The organism is Nostoc sp. (genome assembly GCF_036918015.1).
GTDB lineage: Bacteria > Cyanobacteriota > Cyanobacteriia > Cyanobacteriales > Nostocaceae > Nostoc.
In genome coordinates, this window is record NZ_JBALEO010000011.1 from 40,599 (window position 1) to 62,109 (window position 21,511).

Sequence of the window (21,511 nt, forward strand, 5' to 3'; positions counted from 1 at the left end):
TAAGGCAAGATTTTTAATTACCTTGTAATTAAGCTACTCTGCTGTCTATATTCGGAAATAACTAGTTTGTGGAAGCGAATAGTATCTTCCAACATAGATTCAAATTTCAGTACTATTAAGTCAACGCCAACAGCTTCGTATTCTTTCAGACGTTGAATAACAGTATAGCGATCGCCAACTAGTTGAGCAGATAAACCGAGATTGGCTTCAATGGTTTGACTGATATCTAGTTTGTTGTGGGCAACTACATTCGGATCGATTTGCTCTTGAAAGTACTTAATCTGCTCCTGATCGGCAGAACGATAAATCGCTTCTAGTCTGGCTTCCGCCTGGGCAGTATGTTCGCCAACGATCGCAAAGGCACTCATTGCTACTTTAATCTGACGACCGTAGCGATCGCTAGCCAATGTTTTCACTTTCTGCACCAATGCTGCCGTTTTTTCAGGTTCATCAGCATTGATAAATAGATAATCTCCCAGACGAGCCGCTAGGTTAATTGCCCGATCTGATTCCCCAGCAATGAAAATGGGTGGTGTTGGTGTCGGCCGATCTGCGAGAATACCACCCTTAATGGTGTAGTATTTGCCAACATAATTAAAGTCTTCGACTGTCCACAGCCCCTTAATTACCTCAATATACTCTTCTAATCGGGCGTAGCGATCGCTGTGAGGTAGCCAGATATCTCCATAGCTTTCTACTTCTAATTTCCACCAACCTGCAATCCCACTGAGAGCAAATCTGCCTTTACTCAGTTGATTTTGAATGTTTGCACTCAAATTGGCAACTACCGCAGGCAATTTAAAACCAGGTTGTACAGCCGCAACAATCTTGATATTCTTGGTGTTCAAACTTGCTAAAGCTGCTGTAATCCAAGCGTCAGCGACATTATATTTAGGCCCATGAACTGCATTTAAGTAATGTTCAGGAATGTAATAGAAGTCATAACCTAACTCGTCTGCCTGAACTGCCAGTTTTACCAAATCTTCTGTGGATAAATTAGCTTCATGGTTGACAACGCGCAACCATCCACCACAGACCGGCGACCAAATTCCAAACTGAAGTGGCATAAATGTTTTTCCTGTGCTTTTTTTTACGAGGCATTAAGTAAACTACGGTAGCTACATATTTTTACCGTAATTTAGTAGTTCACACTACCATATTTATTTCTGCTATGTATAGTTGCAGATGATAGATGAGAAGCATTTATTTATCACGATATGGAATAGTATCGATACTTTGTCGAGTCTGATTCCTGATTGCTCTGACTGAATCAGGATAATAGCCAGCAAGTATAAAAAATAATTAAATACTCAGGAAAATTGGGCAGTATTCCAAAATGGAATATGGAAATGGAATTTAAGTATATCGAGTCACGACATTAGAAAAATCGTTGTGATAAAGTCTGATTCATTAAAAACTACGGTAGCACAGTCGAGTTATGGTATATTATTGCCATCAAAGAATTGTCTACTTGTAAACTCAAAGCAGTTTGCAACCAATCTCAAGCTTTCGATTTTGACTAAAATTTTGCCTTATCAAGTTTTAGCTTATTTGTTAGTGATGAAAAATTCGGCTTTGTTGCATCACTTGCAAACTTAGACAAATAAACAAGCAATTTCAATTACAAACGCACAATTATGGTAGATATTAAGTTCGCATACTGGATTCCCAACGTCAGCGGTGGGTTAGTTGTTAGTAAAATTCCCCAACGCACAGATTGGACTTACGAATATAATGCTCAACTAGCTCAGACGGCTGAAGAAGTTGGATTTGAATATGCTCTAGCACAAGCCAGATTTATCGCTAGTTATGGTGCTGAGTACCAGCTAGAGGCACTTACAACTGTGTCAGCGCTGGCTCCTGTCACCAAGAAATTGAAATTGATTGCAGCAGTTCACCCTGGATTGTGGCATCCCGGAGTAGTTGCCAAAATGGGTGCCAGCATTGATTTTCTCTCTAACGGACGGTTCGCTCTGAATGTAGTTAGCGGTTGGTTCAAAGATGAATTCACTATATATGGTGAACATTGGTTAGATCATGACGAACGCTATCGTCGTTCAGAAGAATTTATCCGCGTTCTCAAGGGTTTGTGGACTGAGGATGAGTTTCACTTTAAGGGTGACTTTTACCGTATTAACGGCGGTTGGGTGAAGCCTAAACCAGTTAATCAGAATCCCCACCCGGAGATATTCCAAGGTGGTAACTCCAAGGCTGCACGGCGCATGGCTGGCCGCGTCTCTGATTGGTATTTCATGAATGGCAACACCATAGAAGGCGTGAAAGAGCAGATTGCAGAGGTGTCTGAATTAGCTCGTCAAGAAGGACGCACAATTAAGTTTGGTCTGAATTCCTTTATCATCGTGCGAGATACGGAAGCAGAAGCCCATGAAGTATTGCGCGATATTATTGCCCAAGCTGATGTGGAAGCTGTCAAAGGATTTGGCGAAGCGGTGAAACAGGCGGGAGCTTCTACTCGCGAACGTCAGGGAATGTGGGCGAATTCCAATTTTGAAGACTTAGTGCAGTATAACGATGGCTTCCGATCGGGCTTAATTGGTACGGCTGAACAAGTAGCTGAAAAGATTCGCCAGTTCCATGAAGCGGGAGTTGATTTAATTCTTGGTGGCTTCTTACACTACACAGATGATTTGCCAGCATTTGGTAAAACAGTAATACCAATTGTGCGCGAACTTAAAGCTAATCGTCGGACAGCTGATGAGTTGGTTGGAGTGTAGAAGATTAACAACAACATACTCTGTAAGAGCGGGTTTTGTGGATTGAAACTGTTGTAGATAACAGCTATATCCGAATGGCACTAAGAAAAATTCAAAGGCTGTCTCATAGTAGTGACGATTATCAGTCACTCAATCACAATCAAGGAGTTTCACCATGACATCAGTAATTAATACTGACCAGAAGGCGCATATTATTCGGGATGACAAAGAAGCGATCGCGATCGCTCACGAATTAGCAGCAGAGTTTGCCAAGGGAGACTCAGAACGCGACCAAAATCGGCGTTTACCTGCCCAAGAGGTAGAAAAGTTCTCCCAAAGTGGATTGTGGGGAATTACAGTCCCGAAAGAGTATGGCGGTGCTTTTGTATCAAGTGCCACCCTCGCGGAAGTAATTAAAATCATCTCTGAAGCTGACTCTAGCCTCGGTCAAATTCCTCAAAACCATCTCTACATGGTGGAAGCAGTCCGGTTGGATGGTACAGATGAGCAGAAGAAGTTCTTCTTTGATTTGGTTCTACAAGGTAAGCGCTTTGGTAACGCCTTCTCGGAAATTGGCACTAAGTCTGTGAACGATGTGCAGACAAAATTAACACCAGATGGATCTGACTTCGTACTCAACGGACGCAAATACTACTCTGCTGGCGCACTATTGGCACATTGGGTTCCCGTCATTGCCAGTAATCCAGATGGTAAAACAGTAGTGGCATTTGTCGAAAGAGATGCCGAAGGATTAACCCTACTCGATGATTGGACAAGCTTCGGACAGCGTACCACTGCTAGCGGTACTACCATTATTGAAAATGTGAAAGTCAAGGCAGAACACGTGATTCCGCACTACTTGGCTTTTGAGAGGGCTACTCCAATGGGTGCGATCGCGCAAATCATCCAAGCCGCCGTAGACGTAGGAATTGCCAAAGCCGCAGTTCGTGACACCATCCACTTTGTCCGCAACTATACCCGTCCTTGGGTTGACAGTAATTTAGAAAAAGGCTACGAAGACCCTCTGACACTGTACAACTTAGGTAATGTCCAAATTCAGGTTCACGCTTCTGAAGCATTGCTGCGTCGTGCAGGCGAATTTCTTGACGTTGCCAACGAGTCAGGTTTAGAAGAACCCAAAGTAGTTGAAGCATCAATTGCAGTTGCCGAAGCCAAAGCCTTAGCCACGGAAGCAGCATTACTAGCTACCAACAAATTGTTTGAACTAGCAGGTACTAAGTCCACATTGGAGGAATTCAACTACAATCGCCACTGGCGAAATGCCCGCGCTCACACACTCCACGATCCCGTGCGTTGGAAATACTACGCTGTTGGTAACTACTTCCTCAATGGTGTCTATCCCCCGCGCCATCCTTGGTTGTAATTGCAGCATTCTCTACTGGGGTGACTCAATTTTGGATTTTAGATTTTGGATTGGGAAATTTTTCAATCTAAAAGACGCTCATAGATTCGTTCGGCTTAACTAAGCGATCGCCAATCTAAAATTGAAAAATCTTTTGAAGTTTTGGGTTTTGAATTATTCAATTCCATTATCCAAAATTTAAAATCTAACCCAACCTACATTTATTTTTCTCCTCCCACAATGACATCAGAGGGATAAGTTGCTGAGATGATTCAAAAGGTGAAGGTTGTCCTGACAGTGCCAATTACTGCATCCTGATTATCATTGTTTTGAGCAGGAGCCGTAATCCAAATTACGCCAGGGGTGATGGCAATGTTATCTGTAAGCTGATACTTGTAAAAGCCTTCAATATGTAAGGATAAATCGTTTGCAGGTGCAGGATTACCACCCCGATAAGGTTCTGCACCTACAAGAACGCCACCAAGGTTGCCTTGTTTCCCTAAATCTGGGAATGCCAATCCTAAAGCATAGTACCAAATATCTGCACTACCACTACCTGCCAGATTCTTGGCGTTAGTGTAGCCAAAGAACCCATTGACTGCAAATCGAGGACTAAATTTATAGAAAGCTTCGACTCCATAGGAGTTGGTAATCATCCGCTCAAATGGAGTATTGGCTTGTTCTGTTCCGACCAGTGTAAAACTACTACCCAGGTCAAATATTGCTCCTCGATTTTGGTAGGCATTTATGTATGTCAAACCAATGCCATAGCTTCTAAATTATCAACGCGACCCCGTAAAGTTGCTAGTTCAACAGCAAATTCTTCTTGCAATCTTTGTACGGTAGTTAAGTCTTGTTTGGTAACTAAGTCAGATGTAGCTGTTGCAATTAACTCGTTGATCCGAGATAAACAAGCATTTAAGCCTGCTGCAAATTCATAGCGAGTGATGGCGCGGCTTCCCTGATAAGTACTATTTGGATAGCCTGCAATACATCCATAGCGCTCAACTAAAGACTGGAGTGCGCCAAATGCCCAATCAGTTGGCTGCACATCTGAAAACTGAGATACAGATGTTACCTGAGACATACTGTTTATCTGTTGGACATTTGCATTAGTATTAATTGCAGGAATTTTAGGGGTTTGGGCGATGGTTGTTACCGAGGAATTTTCCCAAAATTGCCAGTCCTAGCCAATAAATTCCTGTCTTCAGCATGGGCTGATGTGCTGGCTAGCAAAGTAGCCCCCAAAACCATCGATTCTATGAACAAATTATGAAATGAACGATTGAACATTTCCACCACACCTCATATTTTTGGTTTTAAAAATTTAGTGAAAGCCATCAGGCATTTCAGTGACTTGTCAAGCTAAAAAAATCATGACTAGCCCTGATAATGTTGAATCAATTTAACACTCTAAATTTTTCACTAATATTGCTACACTTCGAGATATAACCAGATATATAAGTTAATTTCTGGTATTTTTATCTGCATATTTCAGTGTAGAAAAGACTTGCTTTCAAACAAATAGAGTCTTGGCAACAGCTAATCTATTTGCCAAGAGAATATCTATCTGTAAAAACATTGCAGTTTTACAGATGATTATATAGGCAATTAGCTACAAGCTACTATATAGCTATCAGGTTTAAGTAGATTCTCGTCTTTGAATTAATAATATTGCATATATATTCTAGAAATACAAGTAGACTATAAAATTTTTCGTCAAACTTTTATTCGACTTTCTTCTCAATTGAATGTTTTTTATGTCGCACTAGCAAATTATATAATTTAGCAAAATTTATTTTATTTTAGCTTGCCTTTTCAGTTGGTATATGCAATACTATTTTTATGTAGAGAATAGTTTTATAAAGCTATTTAAAATCTAAAATTATTCCAACCAAATTTATAGTTACTTCTCACAATAAGGTGACAGGAGAAGTGGTAAATTATGCAACTAATCGAAACGAAAGAGTCTCAAAATTATCTCGATCTAGCTAAGTTTTTAGTACAGGAATTTGCCCAGACTGCTGTCGAGCGGGATGCTAAAGGGGGAACGCCAAAGCATGAGCGCGATCGCTTGCGCCAAAGTAACTTGCTGAAACTAATCGTACCCACAGAGTACGGCGGTTTAGGGCAAAGCTGGATTACCGTTCTGCAAATTACCCGCGAGTTTGCCAAGGTTGATAGTTCTATTGCTCACGTCTTTTCTTACCACCATCTAGGTGTAGTAATTCCTCACATCTTTGGTTCGGCAGAGCAAAAACAGCGATATTACTCAGAAACTATTCAGAATAATTGGTTTTGGTGCAATGCCCTCAACCCTTTAGATAAAAGAGCTACTCTGACACCAGAAAATGATTATTTCCGTCTGAATGGGATTAAAAGCTTTTGCTCTGGCTCTCAAGACTCAGATATATTGCCAATCGGTGCTATTCATCAAGAAACTGGTGAATTGAATATTTTGATAATTCCTACTCAACGGCAAGGCGTTACTGTTCGTGATGATTGGGATAATATCGGGCAACGCCAAACAGATAGTGGTAGTGTTACTTTTGAGAATGTGTTGGTGTACCCTGACGAAATTCTTGGTAATAGAGACAAACTCAGTCAACCCTTCAACACTATTCGCGCCTGCTTAACTCAATTGAATCTTGCTAATATCTACCTGGGAATTGCCCAAGGAGCATTTGAAGCTGCTAAAACATATACTGCCACTAATACAAAACCTTGGCTGACATCGGGTGTAGAAAGTGCAACCCAAGATCCTCACATCCTCCAGCACTATGGCAAAATCTGGGTTGAACTCCAAGCAGCTAAGAGCTTGACTGAGCAAGCTGGAGAATTACTACAAGCGGCTTGGGAAAAAGAATGGTTACTCACCGCCGAACAACGTGGGGAATGTGCGCTTTGCGTCGCTACTGCCAAAGTTGCAGCGACTAAAGTCGGTTTAGACATTACTAACCGCATTTTTGAAGTTATGGGCGCACGCGCTACTACGGCAAAGTATGGCTTTGATCGCTATTGGCGTAATCTCCGCACGTTCACTCTCCACGATCCGGTAGATTACAAAATTCAAGAGATCGGAAATTGGGCGTTAAATGATGAACTGCCAAAACCTAACTTTTATTCATAGATAATCGGTCTTTCAAGACGCGATCAATCGCGTCTCTAGCAATAACGGCAATATTTTCAGGTTTACCATAGACTTTCAGCTTAAAATAACTAAGTCAATCTTCAAACCAAGCTTAATCTCAGTATTTAAGTTTGTAACCCGTAAAACTTACCATACTGGGTAAATCAGGCAAAAATATGGCTACGAAAATTCCTGTCACAGTGATTACAGGCTTCTTAGGTAGTGGAAAAACCAGCCTAATTCGCCACCTGCTACAAAACAACCAAGGACGCCGCATTGCCGTTGTAGTCAATGAATTTGGCGAACTCGGTATTGATGGCGAATTATTAAAATCTTGTCAAATTTGCCCGGAAGATGGTGAGGGTGACACTAATATCTTTGAATTGACCAACGGTTGCTTATGCTGCACTGTGCAGGAAGAGTTTTACCCGATGATGCAAGAGTTAATCAAGCGGCGAGATAGCATCGACTGCATTTTGATTGAAACCTCTGGTTTAGCCTTGCCAAAACCACTGGTGAAGGCTTTTCGCTGGCAAGAAATTCGCAATGCCGCCACTGTGGATGCTGTAATTACCGTGGTGGATTGTGCAGCGGTAGCAGCCGGGACATTTGCTAGCGATCCAGATGCGATCGCAGCCCAGCGCCAAGCAGATGATAATCTAGAACACGAAACACCCTTGCAAGAACTGTTTGAAGACCAACTTGCTTGTGCAGACTTGGTGGTGTTAAATAAAATTGACTTGGTAGATGCCGAGACAAAAGCCAGAGTTGAGGAATTGATTAAGCAAGAATTGCCCAGAGTGGTGAAAATTGTCGAGAGCGACCGTTCTCAACTAGACGCATCTATATTATTAGGATTCCAAGCCGCAGTTGAAGACAATTTAGATTCTCGTCCTAGTCATCATGATACTGAAGAAGACCACAATCACGACGAAGAAATTACTTCAGCTAATTTAATTTTGGATCGTACCTTTGATCCAGAAAAGCTGCAACAGCAGTTGCAAACATTGGTACAACAACAAGAAATTTACCGGATAAAAGGCTTTGTCGCAGTGCCAAATAAATCCATGCGCTTAGTGATGCAAGGTGTGGGAAACCGATTTGATAAATTTTACGATCGCCCCTGGAAACCAGAAGAGGCTAGGCAAACACGCTTAGTTTTCATCGGTCGTGATTTGAATTCTTCTGAAATCGAATCACAACTTGTAGCTTTATAAGTATATCCAGATCCCTGACTTCTTTAAGAAGTCGGGGATCTTTCTCCTGAGAGTTACTAGTTATGAATAATATGATATCCGCTTGATTGCTTATTAAACCCGAAGAACCCCACCCCCGCCAAAGCTACGCTTTGTCTCCCCTCCCCGCTTGCGGGGAGGGGATTAAGGGGAGCCAGCGCGGTCTTGGGGGTTTGCCCCATGAGCGACTGGCGTGTGGGGTGCAATGACTGTGGGAATCATAACTAATTATGCGAACATGATATTATGAATAACTAGTTAATTCAAAACAAAAAACAATAATATAATAACTGAAAATTCTTCACTTTGCAAAAATATGACAATATCTCAACTATTTAACATTGCCAACCTTTTCGTATTACCATTTTGGGCGTTGATGATTTTATTGCCGAACTGGAAAGTTACACGTCAGATAATGTCATCATATCTACCCTTTGTGCTTTTAGCAGGAACATATTTATATTTGTTTATTAACAGCATTACGCCAGAAAATGCTCAAGCTTTATCGAATCCTCAATTAGCTGATATTGCGAGATTTTTTACAGATGAAACAGCTGCGGCAACAGGTTGGATTCATTTTTTAGTGATGGATTTATTCGTCGGCCGCTGGATTTATTGGGAAGGGCAAAAAACAGGTGTTTGGACAATTCACTCTCTGGCTTTATCTTTGTTTGCTGGGCCTTTGGGATTACTGTCTCACATTTTAACTGACTGGATTACTAAGACATTTTTCCCAAAGTTTCAGCAGAATGAAGGGGTGACGGTAGGAGAAAAAGCTGCGTCATAATATGGCACATAATAGGGTAACACCGCTGTGCTACCCTACTATTACCAATTACCTGATTTTAAAATCATTAACTGTTGTCATGTCTATAGTTAGCATCTAACCAACAGCGTGGTAGAACTTCACCAGAAGGAAAAACAAGATTTTCTTTTTTGAAGGTATCAGGTGGCTGTTCTTCTTCACCTTCTTGTTCTCTTGCGTGAACGACATCATTATTCGGGTCAAGCAATTCTTGAATTTCCAGAATTTTTACCAATTCGCCAGAATCTTTGATTTGTAAAAGCATAGAAATTGCCTCAATAAGTTTCCATGAAAGTTAGGAGTGAGTCTCAAGATATACTCACTCGCGTCTCAACCAATTTAGAAGGTCGAGATTCCTTAATTGTTAAAGGAAATTTTTACCAGATATACATAAATAAATTACACAAAATTTATCTATGTGTCTCTGTGGTTTTTATCTTTATAAAATTGATACGACAAATTAATCCTCAATCGAGTATTTCAAATCAAATCAGAAAATACTGACCGAGAAAATTGTCTAATTCAAATAATCTTGGTTGTAGATATTAGATTTCGCGTTGATATTTTTCTAAAATATCAACTAATGTTACTTGGCTTTGCACTGGTAGTAAATCACTTAAAGGAAGTTCGCTTCTACCGCCGCCAATTTTGACTGTAATTGATTTCAAGACTTTTAAAACTTGATCTTCACTTACATTGTTGGAAGTAATTAACGGATACAATTGTTCCGCAACTAGGGTGTGCAGTTTGGCATTAGATAAATAAAGATGCCATTTGGCAATGTCTATGTAGACATTTTCGCCAATTTCAGCTGCTAGGGCTTCCAGTAGTTCTGTGGTGTTAGTCTTTGCCATAAAAATAACCCTACGTTAAGAAAGAGTGCGAAATCTCAGGCTTTTTCACATTATCGCTCAATTAATAGGCTGATTCTACTACCACAGGTTACAATCGCCCCAGCATCAACAGTCCGTCTTCAGGTGGATTTAGGTGGAGTTTCGCTGTAATTAGCGATCGCACTAATATAAATCAGATGCACTAATACTATGCCTGTCCAACTTGCAGTAAATAACGGCAGCCAGTCCCAGGTAGTGTTTTTCAAAATGTGAAAAAACCATAAGCCAGAATTAATCGTAGCAGCGATCGCTACATGGACAGCAAAATTCATCCGGTCATCAATCTTGCGGTAATCAGGGTCTTTGCGATCGGGTTTGCGAGGCCAACGAGGAGGCATAAATATTTGTTACAGATTTAAATACACCCTACTCATTCTAAGGTTTTTAGTACAGTCGTTGCGATTAGACTTCTAGAACCAGTCATAATTGAATTGAAAGTCAAGAGCCTGTGGGTTAAATCCGATGACGATCTTTGAGCAAATAGACCCCGATCTCCTCTATCCAGATAGCGACGGCAAACCAATGGCAGACAATACGGAGCAATATCGTTGGATTGTCCTGATTAAGGAGAATTTAGAGATTCTGTTTGCTAATAATGACAATGTTTTGATTGCAGGAGATTTGCTCTGGTATCCTGTCCGTTCTCGGCTGATTACACCGACTGCACCTGATGTGATGGTTGTCTTCGGTAGATCAAAAGGCAAACGTCGTTCCTATCGTCAGTGGCAAGAAGATAATATCCCGCCGCAAGTAGTCTTTGAGATTCTTTCTTATAGTAATGATACCAAGGAGATGGAGCGCAAGCTGGAGTTTTACGATACATACAGTGTTGAAGAATACTATTTATACGACCCTGAAAGTTTTCAACTAGATGGCTGGTTGCGGCAAAACAACCATTTGAATAAGCTATGGCAAATGGATGGTTGGCTCAGTCCCCACTTAGGAATTAGATTTCAAACCGGGGAAGGGGAGTTAGTAATTTACCGTCCAGATGGACAGAGATTTTTGAATTCCCTGGAACTCAATCAACGGGCTGAACAGGCTGAGTTATTGGTAGAACAAGAACGTCAACGCGCTGAACAAGAACGTCAACGCGCTGAACAAGAACGCCAACGCGCTGAACAGTTAGCAGCATATTTGCGTAATCTCGGCATTGATCCTGATAATCTGCCGTGAGTGGGGAGTGGGGAGATGAGGGGAGCAGGGGAGCAGGGGAGCAGGGGAGCAGGGGAGCAGGGGAGCAGGGGAGCAGGGGAGCAGAGGAGAAGTTGCAGTAAGTTTTTCCCTCTGCCCCTCTGCCCCTCTGCCCCTCTGCCCCTCTGCCTCTTGCGCCCAATGCCCAATAGCTAACTTATTACTCTGCCAACGAATAATCTCCAGATTTACCGCCACTCTTACTTATTAAACGAATTGATTCAATTTGAATCGACTTTTCTAAAGCTTTTGCCATATCGTATAAAGTCAGCGCAGCTACAGAAACGGCAGTTAAGGCTTCCATCTCTACACCGGTTTCAGCTTTGGTTTTGACTGTGGCTTGAATTTGATAACCCGGTAGTTGGGGATCGGGTGTGATTTCGACTGCGATTTTTTGCAAAGGCAACGGATGACACAGAGGAATTAAAGTGGCTGTTTGCTTGGCTGCCATAATTCCAGCCAATCTTGCAGTTGCCAACACATCGCCTTTTGGCACATTTCCGGCTTGAATCGCAGCGAAGGTGGCTGGCAGCATCCGCACATTGGCAGCTGCTACTGCTTGGCGAATGGTGGGTGCTTTATCAGACACATCAACCATCTGTGCCTGTCCTTTGGGATCTAGATGGGTTAAGTTGGCAAAATTAGCTGGAAAATTATCTTGCGCCATTTGGTTAGAACGTGTTAATATGAATTGTCGGTAAGGGCGTGTAGCTCAGTGGACCAGAGCACGTGGCTACGGACCACGGTGTCGGGGGTTCGAATCCCTCCTCGCCCGTTTTAAAAAGCTAAGAGTTGAAAGTTAGGAGTGATGAGTTAAATTTCATCACTCCTAACTTTTAAGTTTTTCAAGGCGTAGGCATCTGGAGCTAGACCTAGTGCAAAGCGCAGTGAGTTGGGTAAGTTTTTGCTCGAACGGGTGAGGAAGAGGACAAGTGCTAGAGAAGTCATCGCAGCACCGTAGCCAAACATATCGCGGTAGCCTACAAGTTCTGCGATGATACCCAAAAGAGGAGCAGCGATCGCAATTCCCAAATCGAGTCCAGCTATACAGATAGCAAAAATTTTCCCCCGTTCTTGCGGCAGTGAACGGTCTGCCATCATCGTAATCATCATCGAGATCAGTGTACCACCACCAGCGCCTTCAGCGATCGCAGCCAGTAAGAAAACGATCGGGCTGTAAGCTTGCCACAGCAGTATTAACGCCAAAACGTAGCAAAAAATCCCAAAGGTAATAAACAAACCCCGTCCGAAGCGATCGCTTGCTTTACCAGCAAATATCCTGATACTAAAACTAGAAATTGCCGCAGCTGTAAAAAACAGTCCGCCATTGAAGTCCACCTCAGTGGATTTGAGGAACAACGACACAAAGGTATGTACAGCACCAAGGGATAAACCAACCAGCAACATAACTATAGTTGGAACTCTCACCCGTGGGCTGGCCAAAATTTGCCAAAATTTGCGTAGGCGTAGCCCGTCGTAGACATCTTCTCCCTCTGTCTGCTCATACGTTTGCACTGGCGGATTCGTAACTTGTAAAATCCCTAAGAGGGCAACAAAACCTAATTCGGCGGATAAGAGAAATAATATCCCGTAACCACTTGTAGCTTCTAAATACCCTCCCAAGGCAGGGCCAATTGCTAAACCAATGGGAGTTGCTAGGGTCATGTACCCAATGATTTCACCACGAGTTTCAGCTGGAGCGAAATCTGCGACTAAGGCACTGTAGCCAGTGGTAAAAGCAGCAACACTAATGCCGTGAAAAATCCGCACCAGGATTAATAGCCCAAGAGATTGGGTTGCCAAATAACCAAAGGGTGCGATCGCAGCTACGATCGTACCAATCAACAAGACAATTTTGCGATCGCGTTCATCGGCTAATCGTCCCAGCATTGGGCGAGATAGCAATAGCCCAATGGCGAAACTGCCCATCACAAGGCCAATTTCTTGCTTGCTTGCGCCCACATCATCGATGTAAAGCGGTAGAGTTGGCAAGAGCGAAGACAGGCTCGACCAGAATAATAAACCTGCCGTGAATAAAATCAGCAGGTTGCGCCGCAGTTGGGCGTCAAAGGTATTAAATGCTTTCAAGGTAGATGCAATTTAACTAGTTTTTTGTCATTTGTCCTTTGTCATTTGTCATTTGTCATTTGTCCTTTGTCATTTGTCATTTGTCCTTTGTCTAGAGTCAACCAATATTTACTCTTAATTATTTGCTAATGACCAATGACTAATGACCAATGACTAATGACTAATGACCAATGACTATTGTTACCTTACTTAACATTTTTTGCTACTACTTCTCGCACGCGATAGATAGGCCGTCCTTGGGATTCGTGGTATGTACGCATGAGCAATTCTGCTAAAAGTCCGAAGCAAAATAGCTGCACTCCCGTTAGTAGCAGCAGAACTGCTAAAATCAGCAGGGGGCGATTGCCAATCATCTCACCTAAAGCTAATTTCACGAAAGTTAAGTAAATTCCGATCGCAGTGCCCGAAAACATTGAAATCAAGCCCAACAGCCCAAAAACGTGCATTGGGCGGGTGAGGAATTTTTTCATAAATAGAATGGTTAACAAATCCATCAATACCCGGAATGTCCGCCAAATTCCATATTTACTACGACCAAAGCGACGGGCGTGATGACGTACAGGTATTTCAGTAATTCTAGCTCCTTCGATGTACGCCAAAGCGGGTAAAAATCGGTGTAATTCTCCGTAGAGGTTCATATCTGCCAAAAGTTCTGCACGATAGGCTTTCAGCGAACAGCCATAGTCATGAATATTCACGCTAGTGGTACGCCGAATTAGCCAATTGGCAATTTTGGAAGGAAGTAACCGATTTACAGCCCCATCTTGGCGTTTTTGCCGCCAACCACTCACCAAATCGTAACCATCATCCAGCTTTGCTAATAACATCGGGATATCAGCCGGATCGTTCTGGAGATCGGCATCTAAAGTCACGATCGCTTTACCAACTGCATAATAAAATCCAGCAGCCATCGCCGCAGTTTGTCCGTAGTTGCGACGCAAAATCACCGCTTTTAAATCAGTGCGGATTTGCGCCTGTTCTTTGAGAAAATCCCCAGAACCATCTGTAGAACCATCATCTACACAAATGATTTCATAATTTACCTGACTAGAAGATAAAGTAGAGGCGATCGCTTCTAGTAAAAGTGGCAAACTCTCCACCTCGTCATGTATTGGTACTACCACCGAAACATCTGGAACAATTGCTGAAATCGCCCCATTTTCCTCACTACTCCTTTCGGAAACCAATCCACTCCTCATAAGTCTGTGCGCCCTCAGCGTCTCTGTGGTTCGTAACTCTTAAAAACTCTACCAGCACCTCGCAGCTGCTGATAGTACGACTGACTAACCGCATCTCCCTGTTCCGAGAGAATATCAATGCCGATCCCATTCCGTCCCTGTTCTTTCCCAGAACTATGGATATAATAACCATCCGCCAAATAAAGCCCGACATGGGTGGCTTTTTGGCTAGTTCCAAAAAACACCAGATCCCCGGCTGCTAATTCTGCAATTGTAATTGGTTGAGTGAATCCTTCCTGTTGATAGGCGTCTCTAGGTAGCCAAATACCCACCGAAGCAAACGCCGCTTGCATTAACCCAGAACAGTCATAATTTGGCCCAACCGTACCACCCCAAAGGTAATAATTTGATTGTTGCATCGCTTTTTGGGTAAAGGCGATAATTTCTGCTAGGAGTTTTTTAATCTCCGATTCAGAAAATGTTGCAGCCTGATAAGGTACAGTAGCAGATTGTAATGAATCAAAATCTGAAACAGATACCCATCCCGGATAGTCATCTTCACATAAATACACCTCAACCACCGAATTTTGATGATTTGATGTTACCCACAAATGTCTCCCAGATGCAGCTTGAGTTGCTAAACGCGTACATTCAGGAGAATCATATAAATTCAGGTCAGCTAAACACTGATACTCCCCTGATTGTGGATTTTGGACTTTTGATTTTAGATTAAAGGACATTATTAGAGAATGATTTTTTTTAATAAAGACGAACAACTCGAAAATCTTGGTAATGGCATTTTAGATGCAACTTGGGCAGCATTTCCGACCTTAGCACGTAACCAAATTGCCTTGACTTGGGTTGTTTACGATCCACCAGTGCGAGTAAATACTGGTGGGGCGCTGACTCCCAACGCTTTTTGGGATCACCCAGTTCGTGGTTTCACTTATCGGGGTGTTGAGCGGATTTATCCTGCTAGTATAGTCAAGCTATTTTACTTAGTGGCGGTAAATGAATGGCTAGAAAAAGGTATGAGTCAAACCTCCAAGGAGTTGGAGCGAGCTTTGCGGGATATGATTGTCGATTCTAGTAACGATGCTACCAGCTTGGTTGTGGATATTTTGAGTGGTACCACATCAGGGCCACAATTACCAACCGGGCCCTTTGAAACCTGGAAATATCAGCGTAATATTGTTAACCGCTATTACCAATCTTTGGGTTGGGAAGAAATGGAGACGATTAACGTCTGTCAAAAAACTTGGAGTGAGGGCCCTTATGGACGAGAACGGGCATTTGTGGGGGAGTTACTAGAAAATCGCAATATGTTGACCACAAATGCGATCGCTAGGTTACTGCATAGTATTGTAGGTGGAGTGGCGGTTTCAAGTGCGCGATCGCAAACAATGATGGCTTTACTCAAACGTCCTCTCAACGATTTGCCCACTGACAGAGACGAAGATCAGGTAACAGGTTTTTTAGGCGGTGGACTCCCTAAAAATGCTCAAATTTGGTCAAAGGCAGGTTGGACAAGTCAAGTTCACCATGATGCCGCGTATATTGAATTACCAGAACAGCGCCCTTACCTCTTAGTGGTATTTACTGAAGGTAAAGCCCAAGCTAAGAGTCGGGATATTTTGCCCTTTGTTTCTAAATTAGTTGCCGAAGCGATCGCTAGTCTATAATCTTAGAACTTACGCAGAAGAGATCCCCCGTTTTTTACTTGTGTTATCCATATTTTTGTAACAGTCAAAGTATTACGCTCAACCGATATCCCGCCCAGAACTGAAGTTCTGCGCTGATAGCTAAAGTCCACTCAAGTGGACTGAAATTCTCCATTTTAGATATGATAGCCATCTACATGGCTAAAAATTTGACGTTGCCCAATTGCGGTATGAATCCAGATGTAGAGACGTTGCATTACAACGTCTCTACAAGGATTTTGATATCATGCAGAATCATTTTCATACATGAAATCAGTAACGCCAAAAATTTTGTATTTATACCATTTCTTTATGAGGCTGCGCCAAACCCTTTTGACTTCTTTCTTTCTTCCTTTGTGTCCTTCTCTGACGAGACGCTGCGCGAATGCGTCCTTTGCGGTTCGTTTTTCTTTCTTCTTTCTTGTACTTAAATATGGTTTAGCGCATCTTCATACAGAATTGGTATTAGTCCTCTTGAGAGGACTTTAGCTATAAGCAAGAGGAATTTATTCCCAGGCGGTAATGGTAAGGATGACTATTTCAACTTAAATTCGTCAAACTTCAAGACTTCCGAATCAGGCTTGCGAGTATCAAAACGATAACTGCTTATCGTACCAGTTCCAGTATCAAAGATACTAAAAACTGTAATATCATTACTCGCAATATAAGGCATCGGCTTTCCATCTTCACCCAGCAAGGGGGCAATTGTTGGCACTATCGGTTCTAACCCATTGGGATCGCCAAGCTTAACATAATCCTCTTGATATCCAATTGGTACTTCTCGCTTTCTATCACCCCAAGCAGCGCCGTAACTATTACCTACATTAGATGTTTCTAGAAAGTGCATTCCACTGGGACTAACAAAGCGGTTCCACAAATGGGAATGCCCATAAAATACCAATTGCACATTAGCTGCTTCAAGTATTGGGACAACATCGCGGATAATATAATCTGCGTCTTTGGGATACTCGTAACGCACTGCTTTGATATTGTCGCCATCCCGTTCAATTATCTGTACTGGCTCTGTATAAGCAGGAACTATATTATCACCCAAAGTATGGGGTGGGTGATGGAACATCACAACTTTGTATTTTGCTTGTTGAAACTCAGGGCTGTTAAGTTCCGACTCTAGCCAATTATATTGCTTGCTGCCTTTAGCAATTGGCTCATAAATCACCTGTCCATAACCCCAATTTTCAGGATTATTTAAATCCTTTTCAGCTTCTAGATATCTACCCTTATGCTTTGCATTTAATTTGGGAGTTCGCCACATATTCGTAGCGTACAGTACCACCAAACGTGTATCACCAAAACTAACTGCATAATATCTTTTTCCACCCTCTTGACTTTTTGGTAAAGAGAAAATCTCTTCGTAGGTATTAGTATTAAAAGAATTATCGATTAAAGATTTATCTGGGTAAATTTTTTGAGCAACGACACGGGGGATTGTATCATCAAATTCATCATTTAAACTTCCCGTCCTGGCAAAGCGCCCCATCACTTCATGATTGCCAATACAAGTAAACATGGGTGCGTGTTGAATTATTTGTCCACCAGTGTAGGTTGTTTTAACACCATCGTGCGTCATTTCATATTTAGCACGACCTTGCAAACCAGGAAACAAAGCACCACCACCATTATCATCAAACCATTCTGAGGCGCGATCGCTAACATTGACCAAATCACCGGCAAACCACACGCCATCAACTCGCCCCACTGTTTCTACCACCTTTTGCAGATTTGCCGCTGTCATCGGCTTTAATTGATGATCTGAGGTCAGTAGAATTTTTAGTGGTGTATCTGATTTGGGAGTAGCTGCAAGGCTGAAAACATCACTGTCAACACTTTTGCCGTCTTCTTGCACACTCGTGACATGATAGTTAACCCGCACACCAGGAGTTAACCCAGTTACCTCAGCCTCATGTCGCCAAATGTCCCGTTGGACAGGCTTTTGATAAACTTGTCCGTCTTCGGTTTGGTTTGCAACTCTTGATTGTTGGTCTTCACGTGTGCGACTGAGTTTGGTAGTACTTGCCCTTGCAGTTTGTTTGAGATTTTCGCCGTAGGTTACTGTGTGATTAACACCAGCAAATTCAGTAAACCAGACTACTTGCACTGAAGTTACAGTTGGTAATTGCAAAAATGGGTCGGTGAGTAGTTGGGGTGCTGATGTCATAATTGTTTGCCCAAAGGAACGCACACTTACCAGAGTAAAGCATATAACAAGCACAAGCATAGTTACTGAGGAAATTTTTCGGCTGCGTAAGCGTCTGAGCATGAGTAACATACCAAATTTTAGGGTATTCACCGACTGAACGCATTTTATTATAAGAAATGTGCTGAAAACCCTTGAGAGGATGTCTGATATCATGTTCGGGTAATTAGTTGTGATTCCCATAGTCATTGCACCCGACCCCCAGCCCCTCCCCGCCGGCTACGGTATACACACAAGTCTGAAATAGCTTATTAACCAAAGTTTTACCCCACCCTAACCCTCCCCTTATAAAGGGGAGGGAACTAGATTTCTTGTTTCCCCCCTTTATAAGGGGGGATTAAGGGGGGTAATTCGACTTGTGTGTACACCGAGCCTTTTTGAAGGGGGGTTAGGGGCAGGGCTGTTTCATTCCCCAAAGAGCTTTAAAAATCAAGGGTTCTAGCAATTTTAAATTGGTTATTTTGTTACCAGCGTGTCGATAAAACGAACTATTTTACTGATATTTAAGTGCTTAAATGTTCATCTCATCGTCACCCTTACTGACAATTTTCTTGCTAACCATCTTGACAAATCCTGTTTGAAATGGAATGAAACAGCCCTGGGGTTAGGGGGGATCAAGAAATATTTGATACTTCTCAGACATTCTCTGAGGAATAGCGACTTATAGCGGTTCTCAGTTGAGTGAGGTACAAGAACCCCACCCCCAACCCCCTCCTCGCTTGCGAGGAGGGGACTATGATGTACCTCATGTGATTAGTAAACGCTATATACCAATGCAAAACATAAACATTTTTTGCATTGGTATAAGTTCACAAAAATTAGAATGCATAAATGCTCAAATTTGAAAAACTTTGCCAGAGTAGAAATAAGGGTTTTAACATTTACCTACGTGCAATTAGATGACTCAAATATTTGAAGGTGCGACGAAAACAGACAATTATATCCGTGTTGCTCAACTTGCAGAAGTTCAGGCAGCAGGCAGTTTGTTAGTCCATAAGGAAAAACATACGATTGCTTTGTTTTACTCAAATAATACAGTTTACGCAATTGATAACCGTTGTCCTCACATGGGCTTTCCCTTACAAGGAAGCACTTGCAAAGATGGTATTGTTACCTGTCCTTGGCATTATGCCCGTTTTGACCTTGCTAGCGGTGGAACCTTTGACTCGTGGGCAGATGATGTTCCTTGTTTCCCGGTAGAAATCCGTGATGGCGAAGTTTGGGTAAATTTAGCACCACCAGTTAACCCTTATACCCACCATCGCCAACGTCTGCAAGACGGTTTAGAGCAGAATATTTCTTTAGTGATTGCAAAATCAACGATCGCACTTTTAGATATAGGAGTAAACCCGACAGAACCATTTCTCATGGGGCTAGAATTTGGCACTCGTTATAACAAAGCGGGTTGGAGTACAGGTTTGACTATCCACACCTGTATGATGAATTTACTACCTTATCTTGATGTAGAAGACAAACCTCGTGCTTTATTTCACGGACTTTCGGCAGTAGCTAATGATAGTGCAGGGGCGCCACCAGAGTTTGTTGTTCACCCATTACCCAACTCGAAAGTAGATTTGGCGACTCTTAAAAGCTGGTTTCGCCAATTTATTCAGGTACGGGATGCGGAAGCGGCACAAAGATGTTTAGTATCTGCTGTTCGTTCAGGAGCTAATTCAAAGCAAATAGCAGATATGCTTTTCTGTGCTGCTACGGATCGTCGCTATCTTGATGTTGGGCATACAGTTGATTTTATCAATAAAGCGTTAGAAGCACTTGATACTATAGCTTGGCAAGCAGCAGAATCAATTCTGGCTAGCCTAGTTTCGGGTTTAGCCAATGCCTCTCGGATGGAAGAATCCAACTCTTGGCGTTACCCTGTAGATTTGGTGGCAATATTAGAGTCAGCATTTGAGCAATTACCGACTGTATTAAGTGTGGGAAAATCTCGACAAGGAAGTTGGTTACAAGCAGATGAACTAATACCAATTTTATTAGGTGAAGACCCACAAGCGATCGCAGACTCGCTATTGAATGCACTGAAAGCAGGTTGTACTGAAGAACAATTGGCTGGCGTAGTTACTTATACAGCAGCATTACGAGTAGCTCGTTTCCACACTAATAATGATTTTGGAGATTGGAATTCAGCGCACCATCCATTTACGTTTGCAAATGCTGTACATCAAGCTTTACGAAGAGTACCAACAGTCGAACTACTAAGAGGTGTGTTTGATGCGGCAATGAGTGTATATTTAAATCGTTTTTTGAATGTTCCACCAGCACGGCTGCCAGAACCTAAAGAAATCGGGGAAAATCCCGAACAATTACTCCAGCAGCTACCAGATTTATTAAACCGTCAGCAGCAAGTAAATCAGACAGGGCAATTAGTTGCTAACTATTTATATAGTGGTGGTAGTGCTGAAAGACTGATGGCAAAACTGGGGAAATTAATGCTGCGAGAAAACCGTGATTTTCATGTTATTCAAGAAATGGAAGCCGCTTTTCGTCAGTATTCTTTCCTCGGTCAAACTTCGGCTGGAATTCATATACTAGTGGCTGCATCTCGATATTTAGCTGCTCATTCTCCGACAATGCGATCTCAAGGACAAACTTATCAAATTGCGGAACGTTTACATCAAGGCGCTCGCTTATTTGAGGAATCGTGACCGCCATTACACTTTTAAGACGCGATAAATCGCGTCTCTACATGAGGGTTTTGTTGCTGATTCTGAACTGTATTGAGATATAAAGCGTGTTTTAAGTATAACGGCGTAAATATTTGTAGTTGGGATGAGGCAGGAGGACAGCAACTTTTGACAGAAAGCTGAAAAACGAAAAAGGATTTGATTTATTTGAGTAATGCTCATTTCTAAACTAAGCGATCGCTTATCGATTTACACTTATTTTCTAGAGCGATGTCTCCGACGGGCTACGCCTAAGCCAGCTTTCGGGTCAAGGATATACCAAAATGAATGGGTGAATTACTCAAATGAGAAAGC

General features: G+C 42.3%; 18 protein-coding genes, 1 tRNA gene and 1 pseudogene. 9 read left to right on the forward strand and 11 right to left on the reverse strand.

Going from position 1 to position 21,511, the window contains the following annotated elements:
* Positions 1 to 17: 17 nt before the first annotated feature.
* Complete coding sequence (locus V7K61_RS03005; RefSeq protein WP_335050828.1) at positions 18 to 1,067, reverse strand: LLM class flavin-dependent oxidoreductase; 1,050 nt, start codon at positions 1,065 to 1,067, stop codon at positions 18 to 20.
* A 570-nt stretch (positions 1,068 to 1,637) separates the two neighbouring features.
* Between V7K61_RS03005 and sfnG the strand changes: the two genes are divergently transcribed.
* Entirely contained in the window at positions 1,638 to 2,735 is a 1,098-nt protein-coding gene (gene sfnG / locus V7K61_RS03010) for a dimethylsulfone monooxygenase SfnG (protein WP_335050830.1), read from the forward strand.
* A gap of 154 nt (positions 2,736 to 2,889) precedes the next feature.
* Positions 2,890 to 4,098, forward strand: coding sequence for an SfnB family sulfur acquisition oxidoreductase (locus V7K61_RS03015; protein WP_335050832.1), 1,209 nt, complete (start codon positions 2,890 to 2,892; stop codon positions 4,096 to 4,098).
* A gap of 251 nt (positions 4,099 to 4,349) precedes the next feature.
* Here the strand turns inward: V7K61_RS03015 and V7K61_RS34050 are convergent, their stop codons facing one another.
* Together V7K61_RS34050 and V7K61_RS34055 are read right to left on the reverse strand one after the other, a co-directional pair.
* On the reverse strand, positions 4,350 to 4,835 hold the full coding sequence (locus tag V7K61_RS34050; protein ID WP_442936288.1) for an iron uptake porin: 486 nt from the start codon (positions 4,833 to 4,835) through the stop codon (positions 4,350 to 4,352).
* 11 nt (positions 4,836 to 4,846) lie between these two features.
* Positions 4,847 to 5,370: pseudogene (locus V7K61_RS34055) on the reverse strand (iron uptake porin); the annotation flags it as partial.
* Positions 5,371 to 6,022: 652 nt separating this feature from the next.
* On the opposite strand from V7K61_RS34055, the gene V7K61_RS03025 reads away from it, so the two are divergent.
* From V7K61_RS03025 to V7K61_RS03035, 3 genes are all read left to right on the forward strand, one after another.
* Positions 6,023 to 7,207: an acyl-CoA dehydrogenase family protein gene (locus V7K61_RS03025; RefSeq protein ID WP_335050834.1), complete on the forward strand. Its 1,185-nt coding sequence runs from the start codon at positions 6,023 to 6,025 to the stop codon at positions 7,205 to 7,207.
* Between the two features lie 176 nt (positions 7,208 to 7,383).
* A complete protein-coding gene (gene cobW, locus V7K61_RS03030) occupies positions 7,384 to 8,424 on the forward strand; it encodes a cobalamin biosynthesis protein CobW (RefSeq protein ID WP_335050836.1) in 1,041 nt (346 codons plus the stop codon).
* A gap of 334 nt (positions 8,425 to 8,758) precedes the next feature.
* The gene (locus V7K61_RS03035; RefSeq protein ID WP_335050838.1) at positions 8,759 to 9,229 is read left to right on the forward strand and encodes an ABA4-like family protein; all 471 of its coding nucleotides are present in this window, start codon (positions 8,759 to 8,761) and stop codon (positions 9,227 to 9,229) included.
* Positions 9,230 to 9,296: 67 nt separating this feature from the next.
* Here the strand turns inward: V7K61_RS03035 and V7K61_RS03040 are convergent, their stop codons facing one another.
* The 3 genes from V7K61_RS03040 to V7K61_RS03050 form a co-directional block, all read right to left on the reverse strand.
* Positions 9,297 to 9,512 (reverse strand): acetyltransferase, encoded by a 216-nt coding sequence (locus V7K61_RS03040; protein WP_289799594.1) that lies wholly within the window; start codon positions 9,510 to 9,512, stop codon positions 9,297 to 9,299.
* A gap of 280 nt (positions 9,513 to 9,792) precedes the next feature.
* On the reverse strand, positions 9,793 to 10,101 hold the full coding sequence (locus V7K61_RS03045) for a DUF3181 family protein (protein ID WP_334898708.1): 309 nt from the start codon (positions 10,099 to 10,101) through the stop codon (positions 9,793 to 9,795).
* 119 nt (positions 10,102 to 10,220) lie between these two features.
* Positions 10,221 to 10,478: a hypothetical protein gene (locus V7K61_RS03050; RefSeq protein WP_289799596.1), complete on the reverse strand. Its 258-nt coding sequence runs from the start codon at positions 10,476 to 10,478 to the stop codon at positions 10,221 to 10,223.
* Between the two features lie 124 nt (positions 10,479 to 10,602).
* Here V7K61_RS03050 and V7K61_RS03055 point away from each other — a divergent pair, with 124 nt between their 5' ends.
* Positions 10,603 to 11,316: a Uma2 family endonuclease gene (locus V7K61_RS03055; RefSeq protein ID WP_335050842.1), complete on the forward strand. Its 714-nt coding sequence runs from the start codon at positions 10,603 to 10,605 to the stop codon at positions 11,314 to 11,316.
* Between the two features lie 178 nt (positions 11,317 to 11,494).
* Here V7K61_RS03055 and moaC read toward each other — a convergent pair whose 3' ends face one another.
* Entirely contained in the window at positions 11,495 to 12,001 is a 507-nt protein-coding gene (gene moaC / locus V7K61_RS03060; RefSeq protein WP_335050845.1) for a cyclic pyranopterin monophosphate synthase MoaC, read from the reverse strand.
* A 34-nt stretch (positions 12,002 to 12,035) separates the two neighbouring features.
* Here moaC and V7K61_RS03065 point away from each other — a divergent pair.
* Positions 12,036 to 12,109 (forward strand) — tRNA-Arg (locus tag V7K61_RS03065).
* A gap of 38 nt (positions 12,110 to 12,147) precedes the next feature.
* Here V7K61_RS03065 and V7K61_RS03070 read toward each other — a convergent pair.
* The 3 genes from V7K61_RS03070 to V7K61_RS03080 form a co-directional block, all read right to left on the reverse strand.
* Positions 12,148 to 13,422 carry an MFS transporter gene (locus V7K61_RS03070; RefSeq protein WP_335050847.1) on the reverse strand — a complete coding sequence of 425 codons (1,275 nt, stop codon included), beginning with the start codon at positions 13,420 to 13,422 and terminating at the stop codon, positions 12,148 to 12,150.
* A gap of 185 nt (positions 13,423 to 13,607) precedes the next feature.
* Complete coding sequence (locus tag V7K61_RS03075; RefSeq protein ID WP_335050849.1) at positions 13,608 to 14,621, reverse strand: glycosyltransferase family 2 protein; 1,014 nt, start codon at positions 14,619 to 14,621, stop codon at positions 13,608 to 13,610.
* Between the two features lie 14 nt (positions 14,622 to 14,635).
* Positions 14,636 to 15,340, reverse strand: coding sequence for a C40 family peptidase (locus V7K61_RS03080; RefSeq protein WP_335050851.1), 705 nt, complete (start codon positions 15,338 to 15,340; stop codon positions 14,636 to 14,638).
* 9 nt (positions 15,341 to 15,349) lie between these two features.
* Here V7K61_RS03080 and V7K61_RS03085 point away from each other — a divergent pair, with 9 nt between their 5' ends.
* Complete coding sequence (locus V7K61_RS03085; RefSeq protein ID WP_335050853.1) at positions 15,350 to 16,282, forward strand: serine hydrolase; 933 nt, start codon at positions 15,350 to 15,352, stop codon at positions 16,280 to 16,282.
* Positions 16,283 to 16,835: 553 nt separating this feature from the next.
* On the opposite strand, the gene V7K61_RS03090 is transcribed toward V7K61_RS03085, so the two are convergent.
* On the reverse strand, positions 16,836 to 18,476 hold the full coding sequence (locus V7K61_RS03090) for a metallophosphoesterase family protein (RefSeq protein ID WP_335050855.1): 1,641 nt from the start codon (positions 18,474 to 18,476) through the stop codon (positions 16,836 to 16,838).
* 938 nt (positions 18,477 to 19,414) lie between these two features.
* Here V7K61_RS03090 and V7K61_RS03095 point away from each other — a divergent pair.
* Positions 19,415 to 21,178: a Rieske (2Fe-2S) protein gene (locus V7K61_RS03095; protein WP_335050857.1), complete on the forward strand. Its 1,764-nt coding sequence runs from the start codon at positions 19,415 to 19,417 to the stop codon at positions 21,176 to 21,178.
* Positions 21,179 to 21,511: the final 333 nt, after the last annotated feature.

What these genes read in the sequence shown, in the direction of transcription:
- V7K61_RS03005 (WP_335050828.1), bottom strand. Translation starts at nt 1,067, where the DNA reads ATGCCACTTCAGTTTGGAATTTGGTCGCCGGTCTGTGGTGGATGGTTG.
- sfnG (WP_335050830.1), top strand. Translation starts at nt 1,638, where the DNA reads ATGGTAGATATTAAGTTCGCATACTGGATTCCCAACGTCAGCGGTGGG.
- V7K61_RS03015 (WP_335050832.1), top strand. Translation starts at nt 2,890, where the DNA reads ATGACATCAGTAATTAATACTGACCAGAAGGCGCATATTATTCGGGAT.
- V7K61_RS03025 (WP_335050834.1), top strand. Translation starts at nt 6,023, where the DNA reads ATGCAACTAATCGAAACGAAAGAGTCTCAAAATTATCTCGATCTAGCT.
- cobW (WP_335050836.1), top strand. Translation starts at nt 7,384, where the DNA reads ATGGCTACGAAAATTCCTGTCACAGTGATTACAGGCTTCTTAGGTAGT.
- V7K61_RS03035 (WP_335050838.1), top strand. Translation starts at nt 8,759, where the DNA reads ATGACAATATCTCAACTATTTAACATTGCCAACCTTTTCGTATTACCA.
- V7K61_RS03040 (WP_289799594.1), bottom strand. Translation starts at nt 9,512, where the DNA reads ATGCTTTTACAAATCAAAGATTCTGGCGAATTGGTAAAAATTCTGGAA.
- V7K61_RS03045 (WP_334898708.1), bottom strand. Translation starts at nt 10,101, where the DNA reads ATGGCAAAGACTAACACCACAGAACTACTGGAAGCCCTAGCAGCTGAA.
- V7K61_RS03050 (WP_289799596.1), bottom strand. Translation starts at nt 10,478, where the DNA reads ATGCCTCCTCGTTGGCCTCGCAAACCCGATCGCAAAGACCCTGATTAC.
- V7K61_RS03055 (WP_335050842.1), top strand. Translation starts at nt 10,603, where the DNA reads ATGACGATCTTTGAGCAAATAGACCCCGATCTCCTCTATCCAGATAGC.
- moaC (WP_335050845.1), bottom strand. Translation starts at nt 12,001, where the DNA reads ATGGCGCAAGATAATTTTCCAGCTAATTTTGCCAACTTAACCCATCTA.
- V7K61_RS03075 (WP_335050849.1), bottom strand. Translation starts at nt 14,621, where the DNA reads ATGAGGAGTGGATTGGTTTCCGAAAGGAGTAGTGAGGAAAATGGGGCG.
- V7K61_RS03080 (WP_335050851.1), bottom strand. Translation starts at nt 15,340, where the DNA reads ATGTCCTTTAATCTAAAATCAAAAGTCCAAAATCCACAATCAGGGGAG.
- V7K61_RS03085 (WP_335050853.1), top strand. Translation starts at nt 15,350, where the DNA reads ATGATTTTTTTTAATAAAGACGAACAACTCGAAAATCTTGGTAATGGC.
- V7K61_RS03090 (WP_335050855.1), bottom strand. Translation starts at nt 18,476, where the DNA reads ATGACATCAGCACCCCAACTACTCACCGACCCATTTTTGCAATTACCA.
- V7K61_RS03095 (WP_335050857.1), top strand. Translation starts at nt 19,415, where the DNA reads ATGACTCAAATATTTGAAGGTGCGACGAAAACAGACAATTATATCCGT.